The sequence below is a fragment of the Alicycliphilus denitrificans K601 genome, assembly GCF_000204645.1.
GTDB lineage: Bacteria > Pseudomonadota > Gammaproteobacteria > Burkholderiales > Burkholderiaceae_C > Alicycliphilus > Alicycliphilus denitrificans.
Window position 1 is genome coordinate 1916751 of record NC_015422.1, and the last position, 18696, is coordinate 1935446.

General features: G+C 63.8%; 14 protein-coding genes and 1 pseudogene. 8 read left to right on the top strand and 7 right to left on the bottom strand.

From position 1 onward, the window contains the following. The first annotated feature begins 71 nt into the window (after positions 1-71). Positions 72-1916, top strand: a complete 1845-nt coding sequence (gene mobH / locus ALIDE2_RS09070; protein WP_013721905.1) for a MobH family relaxase — start codon at positions 72-74, stop codon at positions 1914-1916. Positions 1917-1942: 26 nt separating this feature from the next. Here the strand turns inward: mobH and ALIDE2_RS09075 are convergent, their stop codons facing one another. Beyond that, positions 1943-2242 carry a helix-turn-helix domain-containing protein gene (locus ALIDE2_RS09075; protein WP_003282197.1) on the bottom strand — a complete coding sequence of 100 codons (300 nt, stop codon included), beginning with the start codon at positions 2240-2242 and terminating at the stop codon, positions 1943-1945. 105 nt (positions 2243-2347) lie between these two features. On the opposite strand from ALIDE2_RS09075, the gene ALIDE2_RS09080 reads away from it, so the two are divergent. Next, positions 2348-2974, top strand: coding sequence for a substrate-binding domain-containing protein (locus ALIDE2_RS09080; RefSeq protein ID WP_013721906.1), 627 nt, complete (start codon positions 2348-2350; stop codon positions 2972-2974). Here ALIDE2_RS09080 and ALIDE2_RS25630 read toward each other — a convergent pair. The 3 genes and pseudogenes from ALIDE2_RS25630 to ALIDE2_RS09090 all read right to left on the bottom strand — a co-directional run. After that, positions 2919-3152, bottom strand: a pseudogene (locus ALIDE2_RS25630) (Tn3 family transposase); the annotation flags it as partial. The gene ALIDE2_RS09080 and the pseudogene ALIDE2_RS25630 sit on opposite strands and share 56 nt — an antisense overlap. 3 nt (positions 3153-3155) lie before the next feature. Next, positions 3156-4235 carry a signal peptidase II gene (lspA, locus tag ALIDE2_RS09085; RefSeq protein WP_013721907.1) on the bottom strand — a complete coding sequence of 360 codons (1080 nt, stop codon included), beginning with the start codon at positions 4233-4235 and terminating at the stop codon, positions 3156-3158. Further along, the gene (locus tag ALIDE2_RS09090; protein WP_013721908.1) at positions 4232-6634 is read right to left on the bottom strand and encodes a heavy metal translocating P-type ATPase; all 2403 of its coding nucleotides are present in this window, start codon (positions 6632-6634) and stop codon (positions 4232-4234) included. The genes lspA and ALIDE2_RS09090 overlap by 4 nt, the downstream gene beginning before the upstream one ends. A gap of 81 nt (positions 6635-6715) precedes the next feature. Between ALIDE2_RS09090 and cadR the strand changes: the two genes are divergently transcribed. Continuing rightward, positions 6716-7159, top strand: a complete 444-nt coding sequence (cadR, locus tag ALIDE2_RS09095) for a Cd(II)/Pb(II)-responsive transcriptional regulator (protein ID WP_013721909.1) — start codon at positions 6716-6718, stop codon at positions 7157-7159. A gap of 35 nt (positions 7160-7194) precedes the next feature. Here cadR and ALIDE2_RS09100 read toward each other — a convergent pair whose 3' ends face one another. After that, positions 7195-9048, bottom strand: coding sequence for a tyrosine-type recombinase/integrase (locus ALIDE2_RS09100; protein ID WP_013721910.1), 1854 nt, complete (start codon positions 9046-9048; stop codon positions 7195-7197). A 479-nt stretch (positions 9049-9527) separates the two neighbouring features. On the opposite strand from ALIDE2_RS09100, the gene ALIDE2_RS09105 reads away from it, so the two are divergent. The 5 genes from ALIDE2_RS09105 (at position 9528) to ALIDE2_RS09125 (ending at position 16992) form a co-directional block, all read left to right on the top strand. Beyond that, complete coding sequence (locus ALIDE2_RS09105) at positions 9528-10139, top strand: type IV toxin-antitoxin system AbiEi family antitoxin domain-containing protein (RefSeq protein WP_013721911.1); 612 nt, start codon at positions 9528-9530, stop codon at positions 10137-10139. Positions 10140-10234: 95 nt separating this feature from the next. Further along, positions 10235-11710: a DUF3375 domain-containing protein gene (locus ALIDE2_RS09110; RefSeq protein WP_013721912.1), complete on the top strand. Its 1476-nt coding sequence runs from the start codon at positions 10235-10237 to the stop codon at positions 11708-11710. A 31-nt stretch (positions 11711-11741) separates the two neighbouring features. After that, entirely contained in the window at positions 11742-12416 is a 675-nt protein-coding gene (locus ALIDE2_RS09115; RefSeq protein WP_013721913.1) for a DUF4194 domain-containing protein, read from the top strand. Beyond that, positions 12413-15790 (top strand): ATP-binding protein, encoded by a 3378-nt coding sequence (locus ALIDE2_RS09120; protein WP_013721914.1) that lies wholly within the window; start codon positions 12413-12415, stop codon positions 15788-15790. Before ALIDE2_RS09115 ends, ALIDE2_RS09120 begins: the two co-directional genes overlap by 4 nt. Beyond that, complete coding sequence (locus ALIDE2_RS09125) at positions 15787-16992, top strand: DUF3322 domain-containing protein (RefSeq protein WP_013721915.1); 1206 nt, start codon at positions 15787-15789, stop codon at positions 16990-16992. The genes ALIDE2_RS09120 and ALIDE2_RS09125 overlap by 4 nt, the downstream gene beginning before the upstream one ends. A gap of 21 nt (positions 16993-17013) precedes the next feature. Here ALIDE2_RS09125 and ALIDE2_RS09130 read toward each other — a convergent pair whose 3' ends face one another. Together ALIDE2_RS09130 and ALIDE2_RS09135 are read right to left on the bottom strand one after the other, a co-directional pair. Further along, a complete protein-coding gene (locus tag ALIDE2_RS09130; RefSeq protein ID WP_337999174.1) occupies positions 17014-17400 on the bottom strand; it encodes a HipA domain-containing protein in 387 nt (128 codons plus the stop codon). Positions 17401-18216: 816 nt separating this feature from the next. Then, positions 18217-18510 carry a helix-turn-helix domain-containing protein gene (locus ALIDE2_RS09135; protein ID WP_049791323.1) on the bottom strand — a complete coding sequence of 98 codons (294 nt, stop codon included), beginning with the start codon at positions 18508-18510 and terminating at the stop codon, positions 18217-18219. Positions 18511-18696: the final 186 nt, after the last annotated feature.

The window sequence follows — 18696 nt, forward strand, 5'->3', positions numbered from 1 at the left end:
TGCCAAGGGGAAAGGCCCTATCCTGAAAAGGCCAAAAGGCGCCCCGAGCAGCCCGTCATCCGGGGTTCGCCATGCTCTCGCTGTTCCAGCGCAAACGGGTGCCACCCACCGCCGGCACGCCGCCCACCTCCGCCATCGAAACTCCGAAAGGGTCGATGCGGCCGGAGTCGGCCGCATCGCTGCTGGCCACGCCGCGTCGACAGAAACTGCTGGAACACATCTGGCAGCGCACATCGCTCTCGCGCCGGCAGTTCGCCACGCTCTACCTCGCCCCACTGGAGCGCTACGCCGAGCTGGTCCAGCAGTTCCCGGCCTCCGAGAGCCACCACCACGCCTACCCCGGCGGCATGCTGGATCACGGCCTGGAAATCGTCGCCTATGCGCTGAAGCTGCGGCAGTCATACCTGCTGCCTGCGGGCGTCACGCCGGAGGCGCAGGCGGCCCAGGCCGAAGCCTGGACCGCAGGCACGGCCTACGCGGCCCTGCTGCACGACATCGGCAAGATTGCGGTCGATCTGCACGTCGAGCATGCCGACGGCAGCGTCTGGCATCCCTGGCACGGCCCGCTGCGAAAGCCCTACCGCTTCCGTTACCGAAAGGAGCGCGAGTACCGCCTGCACAGCGCCGCCACCGGGCTGCTCTACGCGCGCCTTCTCGATCGGGACATCTTCGACTGGCTCAGCGGCTATCCCGACCTCTGGGCCGCGCTGCTGTACGTGCTAGCCGGCCAGTACGAGCACGCCGGCACGCTCGGCGAGCTGGTCGTGCAGGCCGATCAGGCATCGGTCGCCCAGGAACTCGGCGGTGATCCCAGCAAGGCGCTGGCGGCCCCCAAGCATGCGCTGCAACGCAAATTGCTCGACGGCTTGCGCTACCTGCTCAAGGAAGAATTCAAGTTGAACCAAGCCGGCCCGGCGGACGGCTGGCTGACCCAGGACGCTCTGTGGCTGGTGAGCAAGACCGTCTCCGACAAGCTGCGCGCACATCTGCTGTCGCAAGGCATCGACGGCATTCCGGCGAGCAATACGGCGGTGTTCAACGTGCTGCAGGATCACGGCATCGTGCAACCGACGCCGGATGGCAAGGCGATCTGGAAGGCTACCATCACCAGCGACGCCGGCTGGTCGCACGCCTTCACCTTCCTGAAGCTCTCGCCGGCGATGATCTGGGATGCCGCCGACCGGCCGGCGCCGTTCGCAGGCTGTGTGCAGGTCGAAGAGGAACAGGCGGAGCCGCAGGCGCCGGCGGTGGCTGATGGGCCGCGCGTGGAAGGCACCGAAGCTGCACCCGCGAGCGCGGCGCCGATCGCATCCGCAGCCATGGACACCGGCGTCGCAGCGCTGCTCGACCTGCTGGGCGACACCGCTCCACCCGCGACACCGGAGATCCCGAGTTCCCCTGTTGCCGAGCCCGAGCCGGCCCCTTCGACCATGCCCCGGCCGCAGATGAGCCTCGCGCCTTCCCAGGATCGCGCGGAGCCCTCTGGGGCGCACTTCATGGCCTGGCTGCGTCAGAGCGTCCAGACGCGCAAGCTCATCATCAACGACGCCAAGGCCCTGGTGCATACCGTCGCCGGTACGACCTACCTCGTCAGCCCCGGCGTGTTCCAGCGCTACGCGCAGGAGTACCTTCAAGTCGCCGCCCTGGCCAAGCAGGAGAAGCTGGAGGGGTGGCAGTGGGTGCAGAAGCGCTTCGAGAAGCTGGGACAGCACCGCAAGCAGCCGAGCGGGCTGAACATCTGGACCTGCGAAGTTACGGGGCCGCGCAAGTCGCGCCGGCTGCACGGCTACCTGCTCGTCAGCCCGGATGCGCTGTTCCAGGAGACGCCGCCAGACAACCCATACCTGCGGCTCGTCAACGAGGCCGCAAAGCGCGAAGATTCAGCCCTTGGGGGCAAGGACGACGATCAGGCGTAGGCATGCGACCGCTGTGCGGGCCGGCTTCAATCTGCGGATGGGGCCGACTCTGCCAGCTTGGCTTCGGTCAGAGTCATCAAGTGGGCGGAACTACATTTCAGCGCACGGGCAATCTTGAGGATGAGAGGGAGCGTGGGGACATGCTCGCCGCGCTCGATCTTGCCCATGTGCGACCGTTCGATGCCGGCCATGTGGGCCAGCGTTTCCTGAGCGATACCCTGGTTGGTTCTTTCTTCCCGCACGGCAGCCCCAAACGCGATGGCTGGTTCCGCTTCGTAGGTAGTGGTGCCGGTGGGGCGGCCCCTTTGGATCGAACGCTTTGGCATTGCCAAGAGCGTCGAACACGGTCACGATTTAAGCCACGTTAAACTTAACTCATCCAACGGCTTCGAGATCAGTTGCCACGAGTTCACCGCCTGGGGGAGCTGGACGTGGAATCGAGTGACATCACCGCCGAAATTCGCATGGCCGTCCTCGGCGAATGGGTGCCTCCCCAGCTCGCCGACGTGCTCGCCCTGCAGCGTGCCGAAGAGCCGGAGACCCATGCCGTCCTGGCCGGCTGGACAGATCCCGGTCGAGGCGCGGAGCTGCCGGACGACGGCTTCGACTTCGCCTTGTCTGCGGTTGCCCGGCAGTGGCCTGGCTGGGTATGCGAACCGCTGTGGCATGACACGCTGGCGGTCGCCGTGGCCAAGCGCTCCCACCTGCTGGCCTACCGTGAAGTGCCGTGCGAGGAAGTGCTCAAGCAGCCCTTGATCTGCTCGCAGTCCACGGCCGATGAACCATGGCGCGTGACCGTGCAGCGCGTGTTCGAAAACGCGCTGCAGGAGCGGGAGCAAACGGTGGAGACATTCGATGTGGCGATGACGCTGGTTGCTGCCGGGTACGGGATCGCCATTGCGCCTGCCGCGAGACTGGCGAGCTACCTACGCCGAGGCATCGCCGTACGGCCGCTGGCCGGCGCACCAATGATCGTGATGGCTTACCTGCTCCGCCGCAACGCTACCTTGTCGGACACCCAGGCAAGATTCGCCCGCCGCGCGCGCTTGGTGTCCTGACTGATGCGCTGGCCTTCCCATTGATGCGTAACGGCCGGAACTGCACGTCTTCGGCCCTCCGGCTCTGCCGCCATACGTAGTCGCCGATCAAATTGATGTGCTCCCAGCCCAGCGGCGACAGGTATTGCAGCAACCCGTCGTCGATCCCGTTGCCGGAGTCGCGCAGCGCCTGCGTCGCAGCTCATCCTGACAACAATCTACCCTTGTTACCCTTGTCTCGAATTTCAAGGAACCTAGCGATCAAACAGCCGACTCCGATGGAGATCGCAACATCGGCGAGGTTGAACGCGGGCCAGTGCATGCCCTGCCAGTGGAAGTCGAGGAAGTCCACAACCTGACCGCGCAGCAGGCGATCCACCACGTTGCCAAGTGCCCCGCCAAGAATGAGGCTGTAGCCGACGGCTTCGAAGCGCGGCAGCGTCTGCTTCAGTTGTCGGATGAGCCAGACCGCGACGAGCAGTCCTAACGTGATGAAGAAGTAACGTTGCCAGCCACTCGCTCCGGCCAAAAAGCTGAACGCGGCGCCCGGATTGAGCACATGCACGAGGTTGAAGAACGGCGTGATCTCGACCTGTTTGCCATAGACGAACGCCCGTTCGATCGAGAGCTTGGCTGCCTGATCAGCAGCAACCGCTGCCGCAGCCACCCCGTACCACGGCAAGGCCGGCGCGAGCAGCCCCTTTGCGCGCGCCGCAGTGGCGAACGAGATCAGCCACCGCGAGAGCACGGTGCAGCCCAAGCCCAGCCCCCAGCCTGCCAGCACGTCGCCCGGGAAGTGCATACCTGCCGCCATGCGTGACCAGCCAACCAGGGCGGCATACATCAACAGGCAACCGCGACCGCGCCAGGCCAGCAGCGGCCACAACGCAGCGGCCACCAGCGCCGCGTAGGTCGCGTGCCCGCTGGGCAGGCTGTAATGCAGCTCCACAGCGCCGATGACATGCACCGCTGCGCCCAGCACCGCATGCGGGCGCGGAAAGTCGAGCCACCACTTCAAGGCCGACGCCGCCGCCAAGGCCAGCAAGAACGCGACGCCGAAGTGCAACAAACGGCTCCGCACTAGCCGAACGCGGGCCGGATCGGAAGATGCCTTTGACCATGCCCATAGGCCCAGTACGGTTAGGGGCGCGGTCCAGTAGCTGCCGATTAGGCTGAAGAGCGACGCCAGCGGCCACAGCACTGCGGGCGTCCCAGCATTGATCGCTTGAAATAGCGCGAGATTCAGACCGGCCCAGTCATACAGCACGAATTTCCAACTCATCGGCGCAGCAGCCTCAAGCCATTGCCCACCACCAGCAGGCTAGCTCCCATGTCGGCGAACACCGCCATCCACATGGTCGCGTGGCCGGTGAAGGTGAGCACTAGGAACACGGCCTTGATGCCCAGCGCAAGCGCGATGTTCTGTGTGAGCACCTGTGCCGTGGTGCGGGACAGCCGCACGAAGGTCGGAATCTTGCGCAGGTCATCGTCCATCAGCGCCACGTCGGCCGTCTCGATGGCCGTGTCGGTGCCCGCCGCGCCCATCGCGAAGCCAATGTCGGCACGAGCCAACGCCGGAGCGTCGTTGATTCCATCACCGACCATGCCGACCCCGCCGGACTGGGCAAGCGCTTCGATCTCGCGCAGTTTGTCATCGGGGAGCAGGTTGCCTTGTGCGCGGTCGATCCCGGCCTGTGTGGCAATCGCCTTGGCGGTGTGTGGGTTGTCGCCGGTCAGCATCATGGTCTGGATGCCCAGCGCGTGCAGTTCGGCCACGGCGCTCCGGCTGCTGTCCTTGATGGTGTCGGCCACTGCCATGAGCGCCTGCACGCCCTCGGGCTCCACCAGCATCACCGCCGTCTTACCCTCGGCTTCCAGTGCGGTGATGCGTTGTTCCATTGCGGGGGAGCAATGTCCCAGCTCGTCGAGCATCCGATGGTTGCCGAGGTGATAGGCCACTCCGTCGATCACGCCGCGCACGCCTCGGCCGGGCAATGCGGCGAATTCCGCGACTTCGCGCAGCGCCACGCCGTCGGCAAGGGCGGCTTGCGCGATTGCCTTGGACACCGGATGGTCGGAGCGGCTGGCCAGGCTGGCCGCGAGACTACGGGCGTGCTGGGGCGAAGCGTTACCCAAGGCAACGAAGTCGGTCTGCGCGGGCTTGCCGTGGGTGATGGTGCCGGTCTTGTCCAAGGCCAGCCAGCGCAGCTTGCGGCCCTCTTCCAAATACACGCCGCCCTTGATGAGAATGCCGTGGCGTGCCGCTGCGGCCAACCCGCTGACGATGCTGACGGGTGTCGAAATCACCAGCGCGCACGGGCAGGCGATCACCAGCAAAACCAGCGCCCGATAGATCCAATCCAGCCATGCCGCTCCCACAAAGAGCGGCGGCACCAGTGCGACGACCACGGCCAAGGCGAATACGGCGGGCGTGTACCAGCGCGCGAACTGATCCACGAAGCGCTGGGTCGGCGCGCGGCTGCCTTGTGCGGCCTCCACCGCATGAATGATGCGGGCCAGCGTGGAGTTGTTCGCCAGCGCCGTGACACGGTACTCGAACGAGCCTGACTCGTTGAGGGAACCCGCAAAGACGGGATCGCCTAGGCCCTTGTCGACGGGCAGACTCTCCCCGGTGATCGGCGCTTGGTTCACGGTCGAGCGGCCTTCTACGACCTCCCCATCGAGGGCGATGCGTTCGCCAGGCCGCACTCGCACCCGGCTGCCGATCGCAACCTGCTTGGCATCCACCTCGCGCCATGAGCCATCAGGCTGTTGCACCGTGGCTCGCTCCGGGGCCAGATCGAGCAGCCCCGCGATGGCGTTGCGGGCGCGGTCCAGCGACTTGGCCTCGATGACCTCGGCCAAAGCGAACAACACCATCACCATCGCCGCCTCCGGCCAGTGCCCGATCAACATGGCCCCGGTGACGGCAATCGACATCAGGGCGTTCATGTTGAGGTTGCGGTTCTTGAGGGCAATCCATCCTTTCTTGTAGGTGGACAGGCCACCGGTGAGGATGGCGACCAGAGCCAGAACCATCACCGACCAATGATTGCCGCCTTGGAGCCAGTACACGGCCTCCGCCGCAACAGCGGCGACTAGCGAGATGCCGAGCGGCCACCAATGGGTCGTGGTCTGCCCCGGTGCTGATGACGCAGGCGTGCGGTTGGCTTCTTCGAGCACTTGGGCCTCGAAGCCGAGCGATTGCAGAGCACCCAGCACGTCAGGCAGCACGGCTGGGGCATGGCGCACGGTGAGCGTGCGTTGCATCAGGTTGAAGTCGAGATCGATCACACCGGCCAGCGTGGCGAGATTGCTGCGGATCAGCGCCTCCTCGGACGGACAATCCATCTTGGCGATGGCAAGGCGGGTGGTCTGCACCGCCGAGCGGTCGTCCTGTCGCACCGCCTGCATATCGACAGCCGCCAAGGCTTGTTCCACGGGGGCCAACGACGCCAGGGTGTGCCGCACGGTCAAGGTGCGCCGCATCAGGTTGAAATCGAGCTCCACCACGCCGGGCACGCCGCCCAGCTTGCCCCGGATCAGCGCTTCTTCCGTGGGGCAGTCCATGTTCTCGATGTGATAGACGGCAACCGCCACCCCGGTAGTGGCGCTGGTCTGTGTTTCTGATTTGAGAACGGGAGCATCAGCACAACCGTACCCGCTTGATCCGCAACTCATAGCAATTCCTCGGCGTCGTCATTCGTTCAAATGCATTAAAATCCCTATAGTGGCTATAGGGTCAAGCATTGGAGGACCAGCATGGAAATCAGGATCGGCGAACTGGCGCAGCGCACGGGATGCGAGGTCGTGACCATTCGTTACTACGAAAAGGAAGGGCTATTGCCTGAGCCGGCGCGAAGCAGCGGGAACTATCGGCTGTACGGCGAGGAGCAAGTCAAGCGCATGCAGTTCATTCGCCACTGCCGTTCGCTGGACATGTCGCTGGGCGAGATTCGGACCTTACTGAACCTGTGGGACAGCCCCACCCAGGATTGCGGAAAAGTGAATGCCCTGCTGGATGACCATATCCGGCAGGTGGAGGCGCGGGTCGAGGCGTTGTTGCAGCTAAGGCTGCATTTGACGGCCTTGCGTGAAAAGTGCGCCGGCGCACGACCCGTCGAGGCGTGCGGCATTCTTCAAGGGCTCGTGAATTGTTCTTGCCATACCGTCAGCACCCGAGACGAGGCCAGCGCTGGCGTTTAGCGTACGATTTTTCCCAAATTCTGTGGCTTCCCCTGCTAGGCGACCCCGACTCGCGGCGGGGTCCATTCGCTTTCCTTCACGGCCGTGCTCACTGCCATGGCGAGCTTGTCGAGATTGCTGGCAGTCACGCCCTCCAGTGCCGAATGCCCCCGCAGCATCGAGCGCGGTTGCAGCAGTGCATGGTAGATCTGCCAAGGGTCCGCACCCCTGGTCAGCTTCAGGACGGACTGGATCAGCTCGTGCTTGAGTGGGTCGAGGTGCCAGTCCGGCACCCGCTGGCCGCGGTTGCCTACGTTCAACGCCAGCAAGTTGCCCGCCTTGATCTCGTAGCTGATCCACCTGCGGGACTTGCCCGCCATCTTGGCAAACGCCGCGACGGGAAGGTTGTGCGGCGCTTCGAAGACATCGAACAGTTCCATCCTCTCGCGCTGAATGTCCGAAGGCACCAGCGGCGCGGCCGATCGAGGGGGCGGAACCGCCGGCAGCCGATGTGCGGCGGCAGAAACCAACGGCATGGCGTCACCCGGCTTCGTCACGAGCAGGATTGGCGAAGCGGCAACCGGCGTGGAGGGTGCGTTTGCGGTTTGCTCACTCGGGAATGCGGGCACGCCTTCCAGATGCACGGTGAGCGGCATGCTGGCCGCCTCGACCTGGTTCTGCTCGAAGAGGTCGAGCCGATCGGCCCAGTCCTGCATCATGCGGCGACGCTGCTCCACGTACTCGGCATGGTTGTAGGTCGCGCTGACCTTGTTGGGATCGACATGCGAGAGCTGTGCATCCACCCAGACCTTCGGGTAGCCGATCTCGTTGAGCGCAGTGGACATCGTGCCGCGGATACCGTGTCCGGTCAGGCGTTCCTGATAGCCCATGCGTTTGAGCGCTCCATTGAGCGTGTTCTCGCTGATGCGCTTCTTCAAGTCGCTGTCGTGCCGGAACAGGTGGCGCTGGGCCGGCTTGAACTCATCCAGCAGGTGCCGGACGATCTCCATGGCCTGAATCGACAGCGGCACGATGTAGGGCGGGATGTCCTTCGGCTGCTGCCGCTTCTTGCGCATATCCAACTGGAGTTGCTTCACGACGTCGGGCGGGATGATCCACAACCCCCGGTCCAGATCAAATTGATCCGGCATCGCCTGTCGCAGCTCGCCGGTTCGCACGCCGGTCAGCAGCAATAGCCGCAGCCCGAGCTGGGTCTGCCGCCTGCCGCGATAGCTGCGCAGACGCTGCAACAGCTTCGGCAGCTCGGCCATGCGCAGGAACGGGTTGTGGTTGACGGGTGGCAGCGGCAGCGCCACCACATCGAGATCGGCGGCGGGGTTCTGCTCCAGGCCCGGCACGATCACCAGCGCGTAGCGGAACAGTTGGTTGAACCACGTTCTGACTTTCTCGGCGACGGAGAGCGCCTTGCGCTTCTCGATCTTGGCGATCACCTCCAACAGGTCGGGACGCTTGATCTCATAGACCGACCGCTTGCCCAAGGCGGGCAGCACATCCTTGTCGAAGATGCGCGGAAGTATCGAGAGGGTCGTCTGCCGGCCTTCCTTGAGGCTGAGCCCGCGATGCTTGAGCCACTTGCGATACACCGCATCGAAGGTGTTCTCGTCGGCGAGCCGGACAGCGGTGCGCTTCTGCTTGCGGTGAACGCGAGGATTGGTGCCTTTGGCTAGCAGGGCGCGCGCTTCGTCGCGCAGGCTGCGGGCCTCGCGAAGCGTCACCTCCGGGTAGGTGCCGAGCGACATCCGCTTCTGCTTGCCCGCCCAGTAGTAGCGGAAGTGCCAAGTCCTGCCCCCTGCAGCCGTGACGGCCAGGGAGAGGCCATCCAAGTCAGGGAGGGTGTATGCCTTGCCAGTTGCCTTGGCCTGTCGAACGGCCAGGTCTGAGAGTGCCATGCTCTTGCTCCTGAACATGAGTCAGGAACCAGATGCTGGTCACGTCGACCTCGCCCCTCCATCAACAATCCGGAATCAGCCGCGCCCGCAAAAATGGACTTGTTTGTGGACTTAAAAGTCCCGGCTGTAGGCGGATCGCAGTGGACTACGGCAGAACGTCAAAGAGAGGAAAAGTCCTTGTGTGGCAACGACTTGCAGACTCTCTTGGACTTCTGCGGAAGTCCGCAGAATGATGCAGTGGAGCGGGCGATGGGAACATCACGCCGCACTCAAATCTTTGATTGATAACGGGTTTATTCCGTTGGCGCTACGGAACTAGGCCAGATTATGTACCGGACGTACCGCGTCGGCAACCAGATCCTATCCGCATTTGTCTGCTGACATTCACGGTCAGTCATCAACGCGCGCTCCAGGCAGACGTGTTTCATTCTATCGTTTGATGTATAAGATCAACGAAATCAAGGAACATCTTTGGGGCAATGGAAAGATCCTCACATGCCCAGCGCGCTCTTGCCCTGCTCCACAAGCAGGGCTTTCTGCGCACCCGCGACTTGGACACCATCGGCGCGCCGCGGGTGGTGCTGACACGTCTGTCCACTTCCGGGCAGTTGGAGCGTGTCGGGCGCGGCCTCTACCGTTTGCCAGGCAACCCCATGTCCGAGAAGGAAGACCTCGCCACGATTGCAGTCAAGGTTCCCAAAGCCGTGTTCTGCTTGCTGACGGCACTCCAGTTCCACGAACTGACCACGCAACTGCCTCGCCAGGTTTGGATTGCCATGCCTCGTGGCAGCCACACCCCACGTATCGAGCACCCGCCGATCAAGATGGTGCAGATGGCGGGTGATGCCTATGCCTTGGGCATTGATGAGCACGAACGCGATGGCGCCAGACTGCGGATCTACAGTGCCGCCAAAACCGTGGCGGACTGCTTCAAGCACCGCAACCAGATCGGCCTGGACGTGGCCATTGAGGCGCTGAAGGCTGCCTGGAAGACACGCAAGGCTTCAGCCGATGACCTATGGCGCCATGCCAAGGTCTGCCGGGTCGCAAATGTCATGCGTCCTTACCTGGAGGCGGTTTCGCATGAGTGACCACGCTGCCTTGATTCGCGCTTGCTGGGCGAGCCGATCCGTAAATTCGGATCGAGACGTCGTCGTGAACGAACGGCTCGAATAGGCAGCCCATCATGGCACTGGACCACCTCACCCTCACGACATACCGCGATCGGCATCCTGCATGGCGACTGCTGGCCTCGCCACATGCGCCATTGGTAGCAAGCTTCCTGTACCGGGTGTTCGTTGCACCGAACGTGCGGCTGACGAGCGAAGCAGATCTGGCCGAAATGCTGGAAGACGAGCTGTTTGCGCTGCGCGAACAGCTCGGTGTCGAGGTGTATCCGAAAACCGCAACCGAATACCTGAATGACTGGTGCGCACTGGACAAGGGCTGGCTGCGCAAGTTCTACAAGCCCGGCACCGACGAGGCCCAGTTCGATCTCACCCCCGCCACCGAAAAAGCCATCGCCTGGCTGGTATCGCTGACCGAACGGCCTTTCGTCGGCACGGAATCTCGCCTGCTGACCTTGTTCGCGCTGCTGGAGCAGATCAGCACCGGAAGCCAGGCCGATCCAGCCAGGCGCCTGGAGGAACTGCGCCGCAAGCGCGACGAGATCGACGCCGAGATCGGCCGCGTCTTGTCCGGCGACGTGCCGCTCATGGATGACACGGCCATCAAGGATCGCTTCCTGCAATTCCAACAGTTGGCGCGCGAACTGCTGAGCGACTTCCGCCAGGTGGAACACAACTTCCGCCAACTCGACCGCAGCGTCCGCGAGAAGATCGCGTTGTGGGACGGCAGCAAGGGGGCGCTGCTCGACGAGGTCATGGGCGAGCGCGACGCCATCGGGGATTCCGACCAGGGGCGCAGCTTCCGTGCATTCTGGGATTTCCTGATGTCCAGCCGTCGCCAGGAAGAACTGTCCACACGGCTCGACCAGATCCTCGATCTGCCCGCCGTGGCTGCGCTCAAGCCGGAGCCGCGCACCCGCCGGGTGCACCACGATTGGCTGGAAGCGGGCGAACATACCCAACGCATGGTGGCGCAGTTGTCGCAACAACTGCGCCGCTTCCTGGATGACAGGGCCTTCCAGGAAAACCGTCGCATCCTCGAACTGTTGCGCAGCATCGAGACCAAGGCGCTTGCATTGCGCGACATGCCACCGACCGGCGAAGTGATGCTCCTCGACGAGATGGGCGCGGACATCGCCTTGCCGCAGGAACGCCCCCTGTTTGCGCTCCATGCCAAGCCACGCCTGGCGGAACTGATACTTGAATCCGGCGAGGACGACGACATCGACACCACACGCCTGTTCGACCAGCACGTCGTGGACAAGACCCGCCTGCGTGAGGCCCTGCGGCAGGCATTGCGCCAGCAGTCGCAGATCAACTTGCGCGCGCTGCTGGAGACGCAACCGCTGCAACAGGGATTGGCCGAACTGGTCACCTGGCTGGAACTGGCCCACGCGGGCAGCCGCGGGCTGGATGGCCTCAGAGCCACGGTGGATGACGATGTGCAGGAGATCATCGAATGGGCCGTGCAGGACGCGCCTGGCTCAACGGTACGACGGCGGGTGCGAATGCCCCGCGTGATTTTTACGCGTTGAATGCAAGCTGCGACGGATAGAGCGGAGACCCATGAACGATATGCACCAGGATGATCCAGAAGGCGGCACCGAGTCGCGCCCGCCCGTTGTAGCGGAACTCTCGCAACTGATGGTGCATTTGCTCAAAGGCGTGTTGTACCGTCAGGACGACGAGCGCCTATGGGCCAGCCTGTTGAGCCTGCAAGCGCGGGTGCGGGAGCAGGCGGCGGTGTTGTTGCTGGATCTGGTACTGGACGAAGCCGAGCGGTACGCCTTCTTCAAAAGCCAGCCGGAGCCGGAGGATGTGGACGCCACACCCCGTCCGCCGCGCCTGATCGCGCGACGGCCGCTGTCCTACCCGGTCAGCCTGATGCTGGCCTTGCTGCGCAAGCGCCTGGCCGAAGCCGACGCCGGCGGCGGCGATACCCGGCTGGTGCTGTCGCGCGAGGAGATCGCCGAACTGATGCGCGTGTTTCTGCCGGACGGCACCAACGAGGCGCGCCTCGTCGACCAAGTGGATTCGACCATCACCAAGGTGGTGGAACTGGGCTATCTGCGCAAGCTCAAGCCCGTTGCCGGCGCAGCTCAGCAGGCACCTCGCTACGAGGTGCGGCGCATCCTCAAGGCGTTCGTCGATGCACAGTGGCTGGCCGACTTCGATGCGCGCCTGGAGGGCTATCGCACCGCATTGTCAGGTGCCGATCGCGACAAGGAAGCTGGCCGATGAGCGATTTTTCGCCACAGGAGCTCGATTTCGTGGCCGACGACAGCCGCGTCGGCTTTCGCCTGCAGCGGCTGGAAGTTCTGAACTGGGGCACATTCAACCGGCGCGTCTGGCGCTATGAACTCGATGGGCGTAACGGCCTGCTCACTGGTGACATCGGTTCGGGCAAATCCACCCTGGTCGATGCCGTCACCACGCTGCTGGTGCCAGCGCAACGCATCGCCTACAACAAGGCCGCAGGCGCCGAGACGCGTGAGCGATCACTGCGGTCCTACGTGCTGGGCCATTACAAGAGCGAGCGCAACGAAACCACCGGCAGCGCCCGCCCGGTGGCGCTACGCGACACCACCAGCTACAGCGTGATCCTGGGTGTATTCCGCAACGAAGGCTACGGCCAGGCGGTCACACTGGCGCAAGTCTTCTGGTTTCGCGAACCACAGGGCCAGCCCGCGCGCTTGTTCATGACCGTAGAGCGGGAACTGTCCATCACCGAGCACTTTTCCGGATTCGGCAGCGACATCAACGGCCTGCGCAAGAAGCTGCGCGCGATGGGCTGCGAACTGAACGACAGCTTCCCGCCCTACGGCGCCTGGTTCCGCCGCCGCTTCGGCATCGAACACGAGCAGGCGCTGGAACTGTTCCATCAGACGGTTTCCATGAAATCGGTCGGCAACCTGACCGATTTCGTGCGCAGCCACATGCTCGAACCGTTCGACGTGGGGGGCCGCATCGAGGCACTGCTCGGCCATTTCGATGACCTCGACCGCGCCCACCACTCGGTACTCAAGGCCAAGCGCCAGATCGAGTTGTTGACGCCACTGGTGGACGATGGCCGTCGCCACGCCGAGATCGCCGCCGAGATCCAGGCGTTGCGCGAAGGGCGCGATGCACTACGCCCGTACTTCGCCGGCTTGAAGGCAGCACTGCTGGAGAGGCGCCTGGAATTGTTGACCCAGGATGCGACGCGCTGGGATGCCCGCATCAAGCAACTGGGAGAGCAACGAGACAACGCCCGAATCGAGCAGGGGAAGCTCGAAGGCGCACTGCGCGAGAACGGCGGCGACCGACTGCAACAACTCTCTGCCGCCATTCAGCAGCAGGAGGCAGAGAAACAGCAACGGCAGGAGAAGGCGGACGCCTACACCACGCTATTGACGCGCATTGGAGAAGCAGCGCCGGGAGACGAAGCTGCTTTCATCTCACAACATGCCTCGATCGGCCAACGTGCAGAGGATCTGCGGGCGCAGGTGGTCGGATTAGAGAACGATGAGCGCGAATTCGAGTTCGCCTTGCGCAAGGGACGTGAGGAGCACGAGGTTCTGACCAGCGAGATCGACAGCCTTGCGCGTCGAAAAAGCAATATCGATGCGGCCCAGGTACGCATCCGCGACGCATTGTGCGCCGCCTTGTCCATTGCCGAGGAGGACCTGCCCTTTGCCGGCGAACTGATCCAGGTGCGCGAGGACGAACGCGACTGGGAGGGCGCGGCCGAACGCCTGCTGCATGGCTTCGGCCTGTCCCTGCTGGTGCCGGATAGGCACTACAAGGACGTGGCCGATTGGGTCGAACGCCAGCACCTGGGCACGCGGCTGGTGTACTTCCACGTGCGTGCGCGCAAGTCCACGCAGGCCGTCAGCCTGCACCCCCAGTCGCTGGTGCGCAAGCTGCTCATCAAGCCCGATACGCCGCACTACGACTGGCTGGAACGCGAACTGCACCACCGCTTCGACCTGGCCTGCTGCGACAGCACCGAGCAGTTCCGCCGTGAGACCCGCGCCATCACCCGCGCCGGACAGATCAAGGACCCGAGCGGACGCCACGAAAAGGACGACCGCCGCCGCATCGACGATCGAAGTCGCTACGTGCTGGGCTGGAGCAACGCCGACAAGCTGCGCACCTTGCGTGACGAACGTGAGGGCCTGGAGCAACGACTGGGAGACATCGGTCTGCGCATTGCCGACACTCAGCGATTACGCGGGCAATGCCAGGCGCAACTGGAGGCCTTGGCCAAGCTCGAAGTCTTCACCCGCTACAGCGAGATTGACTGGCAGGCACCGGCGCGCGAGATTGCCCGGCTGACCGATGAACGCGACCGCCTCAAGGCGGCCTCCGATACCCTGCGGGAACTGGAAAGCCAACTGGCGCAGGTCGTTGAGCGCCTGAAGGAGATCGAAGGCGATCTTGGCGAGGCACAAGGCAAACGCGGCGAAACCCGCAGCAAGCACGAAACTGCCCAGGCACAGTATGCGCAGGCTCTCGATATCCAAGCGCAAGCCGCACTCGACGATGTGCTGCTGCAATCTCTTGAGGGCTGGCGCGCCGAAATCCTGGGCGACCACCAGCTCTCGGTGGAATCTTGCGACAACCGCGAACAGGACGTGCGCAACGGCTTGCAGGCGCGCATCGATGCCGAAGACAAGCGTCTCTCGCGCCTGACCGAACGCATCATCAACGCCATGCGCGGTTTCAAGGAGGCCTTCAAGGCAGAGACCGCCGAGATCGACATCAGCCTGGCCGCGCTGCCCGAGTTCGAGCGCTTGATGAAGGGTTTGCAGCACGACGACCTGCCGCGCTTCGAAGCGCGTTTCAAGGAGTTGCTCAACGTTAATACCATCAATGAGATCGCCAATTTCAACGCCCAGCTCGCGCGCGAGCGGGAAACGATCAAGGAGCGGGTCGATGTCATCAACCAATCCTTGCAGGTGATCGACTACAACCCCGGGCGCTACATCCGGCTGCTGGCTCAGCCCAGCCCCGATGCGGAGATCCGCGACTTCCTGCAGGATTTACGTGCCTGCACCGAAGGCGCGCTGAGCGGCTCGGAAGACGAACAGTATTCGGAGACTAAGTTTCTGCAGGTCAAGGCCATCATCGACCGCTTCCGGGGGCGCGAAGGACTGGCCGAAATCGACCGGCGCTGGATGCAGAAGGTGACCGACGTGCGCAACGGCTTCCTGTTTTCCGCCAGCGAGCGCTGGCGCGAGGACGATGCCGAACACGAACACTATTCCGACTCCGGCGGCAAATCCGGCGGGCAGAAGGAGAAGCTGGCCTATACCGTGCTGGCCGCCAGCCTGGCCTACCAGTTCGGCCTGGAATGGGGGGCGGTGCGCTCGCGCTCGTTCCGTTTTGTCGTGATCGACGAAGCCTTCGGGCGCGGCTCGGATGAATCGGCCCAGTATGGGCTGGAACTGTTCCGCCAGCTCAAGCTGCAACTGCTGATCATTACGCCGCTGCAGAAGATCCACATCATCGAGCCCTACGTGTCCAGCGTCGGCTTCGTGCACAACGAAGGAGGCCGCGAGTCGCGGCTGCGCAACCTGAGCATTGAAGAGTATCGTGCGCAGAAGGCTGCTGCCACGGGAGCCGCCCCATGACCTGGAGCCAGCCCACCGATCTGCGCACGCAGGTCGAACGGCTGTGGCAGCGCGGCGAACTGCTGCGTACCGTGGTCGGCGGTGACACACTGAATTGGCCATTGCGGCTGTCGCTGAAGTCGCCGTCCGCCGCCGATCTCAGCCACCGTTTCGATGCCGTGCGCGGCTGGGTGCGGGAGATCAGCGCCATGCCGCGCGTGCGCATCGAATGGCGCGAGTGGACGCACCGGGTGCAGGGCCGGCAGCGCCTGCCGGACACGCTGTGGATCGATACGTTGGACGATGCACTGGCGATGATCGGCAAGACCGGCGATGCCGTCCGGTTCCAGGCGCTCTGGCAGCAAACTGCCGAAGCGCAACCCACACTGCTGGCATGGCTGCACAGATCACCGTTGCAGACCTTGGCGCTGGCCGAACACTGGCCACGCCTGCTGGCCGTGGTGGCCTGGGTGCAAGCCCATCCGCGCCCAGGCGTCTATCTTCGGCAAGTTGACGTGCCGGGCGTGGACAGCAAGTTCATCGAAGCGCATCGCGGCATACTGGGCCAATGGCTGGACCTGGCCTTGCCGACTGAAGCCATTGAGCCTGCTGCAACCGGGGTGGCCGGGTTTGCCCGTCGCTACGGTTTTCTGGAGAAGCCCGTTCGCATCCGCCTGCGCTTGCTCGATCCGCAACTGCCCCAGCTTCCCGGCTGCACGGGACTGACCGACATCACCCTGGATGAAGATAGCTTCGCCACGCTCGCCCTGCCTGCGCAGCGTGTCTTCATCACCGAAAACGAGGTGAACTTCCTGGCGTTCCCACCGGTCTCCAGTGCCATCGTCGTGTTCGGTGCCGGCTATGGCTGGGGGGCGCTCGCCCGAGCCAACTGGCTGTATCGCGCCTCTCTGCACTATTGGGGAGACATCGATACCCATGGCTTTGCCATTCTGGACAGCCTGCGCAAGTATTTCCCTCTGGCCGCGTCGTTCCTCATGGACCGCTCCACGTTGATGGCCCACGCACTCCAATGGGGTGAGGAGCCCCTCGACAAACGCCATACGTTGCCCTTGTCCCGACTGGTCGATGAAGAGGCCGCTCTCTACGACGACTTGCGTAATGACCGAATCCGGCCACAGCTGCGGCTGGAACAGGAACGCATCGGCTATCGCTGGCTATGCGCGGCGTTGGCGACAACAGTCCAGGACGATTCTCGGCCGTAGCGGTATGTCCTGCCGATGTCGTCAGGGTGTGGTCGATTCGACGAACGCCGGCTCGAAATCCAGCAGGTCGGTACCGCGCATGCCCAATCCCCGGGCCACTGCGCGCCAGCCCGCCACGGCCTGGGCCACTTCACTCCAGATCGCCTGCGCTTGCACAGCATCCAGCCTGAAATACGACGCGGCGGCCATCAGCATGTCACGGCTGTCGATGACGCCTGTGTCCTCGGCCAACCAGGTCTTGCTCTCGCGACGGTCGCCCGGCATCGGGTTCAGGTCGAAGGCCGGCGACAGGCGCCAGCCGCGCTGGCGCGCGTCGTACAGGAAGCCGGTGTTGCGCAGGTGATCGTCGGTGTTGCAGATCAGGAAATTGAAGACCAGTCGCCGCCACAACTCATGGATGTCGGCGATCGGATCGGCGCAGAAGAGCGACGTTCAGAAGCGACCCTGGCCTTTTCGCGTGAACGACAGAGAGTCCCCGGCGAAATCCGAAGACCAGAATGAAAGCTCCAGATCGCTGGAAGTTCAACATGCCACGACGCGTGCTGAATTCCGCATAGGACATCCCCCGGCTTCCGGAGCGCGTACAAAATCGGCATGAGCGGCTACTGGCCTTTTGCAATCTTCACGTGCGTGCTCGCCCTCTGGCTTGCCCGCGTTGTTCGAATTGCGACCGGGAGCGCCCTCGCTGAAGCCGCCAAGAGACGGGACTCAGTGCGCCCGGAAGATCGCCGGGCCGTGGGACCTTCGCCGGCGACGTGAACGAGAGTGCAGTCCGGCTCTTGAGCTGCTCTCGCACCCGGAGGTCTGTTCACCAATTCAGTGTCCAATTGCTTGCTTTGCAGCCGGCACCGGGTGGGCTGGTTTAGGTAATCTTCGGAGTCTTGCGAAGGAGCTTTGCATGAGAAATGTCTGGAGCGCCGTTTGGGCTGAAATCGTGCGAGCCGCACGGCAAGCACCAAGGATGTACGCGGCGCCGTTTGTTGGGGCCGTCCGGCAGACGCGCATCGTCTTTCGCGAGATCCAGCGAGAGAACCGGGCGGTCCTGGCAGGTCGGAAGCGTTAGGACGGCCGTCAGGGCCGCGAGGTGCGGGCTCGCTCAGTGCCGACCAGGCCAGGACGGCGTGGTCGCTCCTGCAATCCGGGACTTACTGTCGCGGCGGAATACTGCCTGCCGCTTGAGAGTTGCCGTTCGATGAAAGCTTGGCCTGTGACCTGTTTTGCGGATCAGGAGGCGGCCAGTTGCTCAAGGCGCTTAGAGGCTTCGCGTTTGCCCATCTTCCGTACCGCGGCTATCGCCTGAAGGTGTTTGGCACGAGGCCGGGCCTGACCCGTTTCCCACTTGTAGACGGAGAGCGGGCTTGCGTCCAGGAGCAACCCCATTTGGCGCGCAGAAAGCCCCAGGCGCTTACGATGTTGCGCAAAGCCCGCTGCACGGAACCGCAACGAGGTGTCGTCCTGGCTGTCTTCTGTGACCTTGGCGGGCGCTTCCTTGCCGGCCTTCTTTACTTGCCGCTCCAACGATTCAATCTGCTTACGCAGGGCAGCGATTTGGTGGCGGGATTGCGCAGTATCTGCCTTCCGGAGCCTGTGCGCATTGCGGCAGCACTTTTGCTGCCGGTACTTGCCCTATAGGCGTTGGCGTTCGGCCTCGCGTGGGCTCAGGACGGATTTCAGAAGCAGGGCTCCTAGGTCTATTCGCCGGGA

Bases quoted from the DNA above. Each gene is read 5' to 3' on its own strand.
- ALIDE2_RS09125 (WP_013721915.1), top strand. From the start codon at position 15,787: ATGACCTGGAGCCAGCCCACCGATCTGCGCACGCAGGTCGAACGGCTG.
- ALIDE2_RS09115 (WP_013721913.1), top strand. From the start codon at position 11,742: ATGAACGATATGCACCAGGATGATCCAGAAGGCGGCACCGAGTCGCGC.
- ALIDE2_RS09090 (WP_013721908.1), bottom strand. From the start codon at position 6,634: ATGAGTTGCGGATCAAGCGGGTACGGTTGTGCTGATGCTCCCGTTCTC.
- ALIDE2_RS09105 (WP_013721911.1), top strand. From the start codon at position 9,528: ATGGAAAGATCCTCACATGCCCAGCGCGCTCTTGCCCTGCTCCACAAG.
- ALIDE2_RS09100 (WP_013721910.1), bottom strand. From the start codon at position 9,048: ATGGCACTCTCAGACCTGGCCGTTCGACAGGCCAAGGCAACTGGCAAG.
- ALIDE2_RS09075 (WP_003282197.1), bottom strand. From the start codon at position 2,242: ATGCCAAAGCGTTCGATCCAAAGGGGCCGCCCCACCGGCACCACTACC.
- ALIDE2_RS09110 (WP_013721912.1), top strand. From the start codon at position 10,235: ATGGCACTGGACCACCTCACCCTCACGACATACCGCGATCGGCATCCT.
- mobH (WP_013721905.1), top strand. From the start codon at position 72: ATGCTCTCGCTGTTCCAGCGCAAACGGGTGCCACCCACCGCCGGCACG.
- ALIDE2_RS09120 (WP_013721914.1), top strand. From the start codon at position 12,413: ATGAGCGATTTTTCGCCACAGGAGCTCGATTTCGTGGCCGACGACAGC.
- lspA (WP_013721907.1), bottom strand. From the start codon at position 4,235: ATGAGTTGGAAATTCGTGCTGTATGACTGGGCCGGTCTGAATCTCGCG.
- cadR (WP_013721909.1), top strand. From the start codon at position 6,716: ATGGAAATCAGGATCGGCGAACTGGCGCAGCGCACGGGATGCGAGGTC.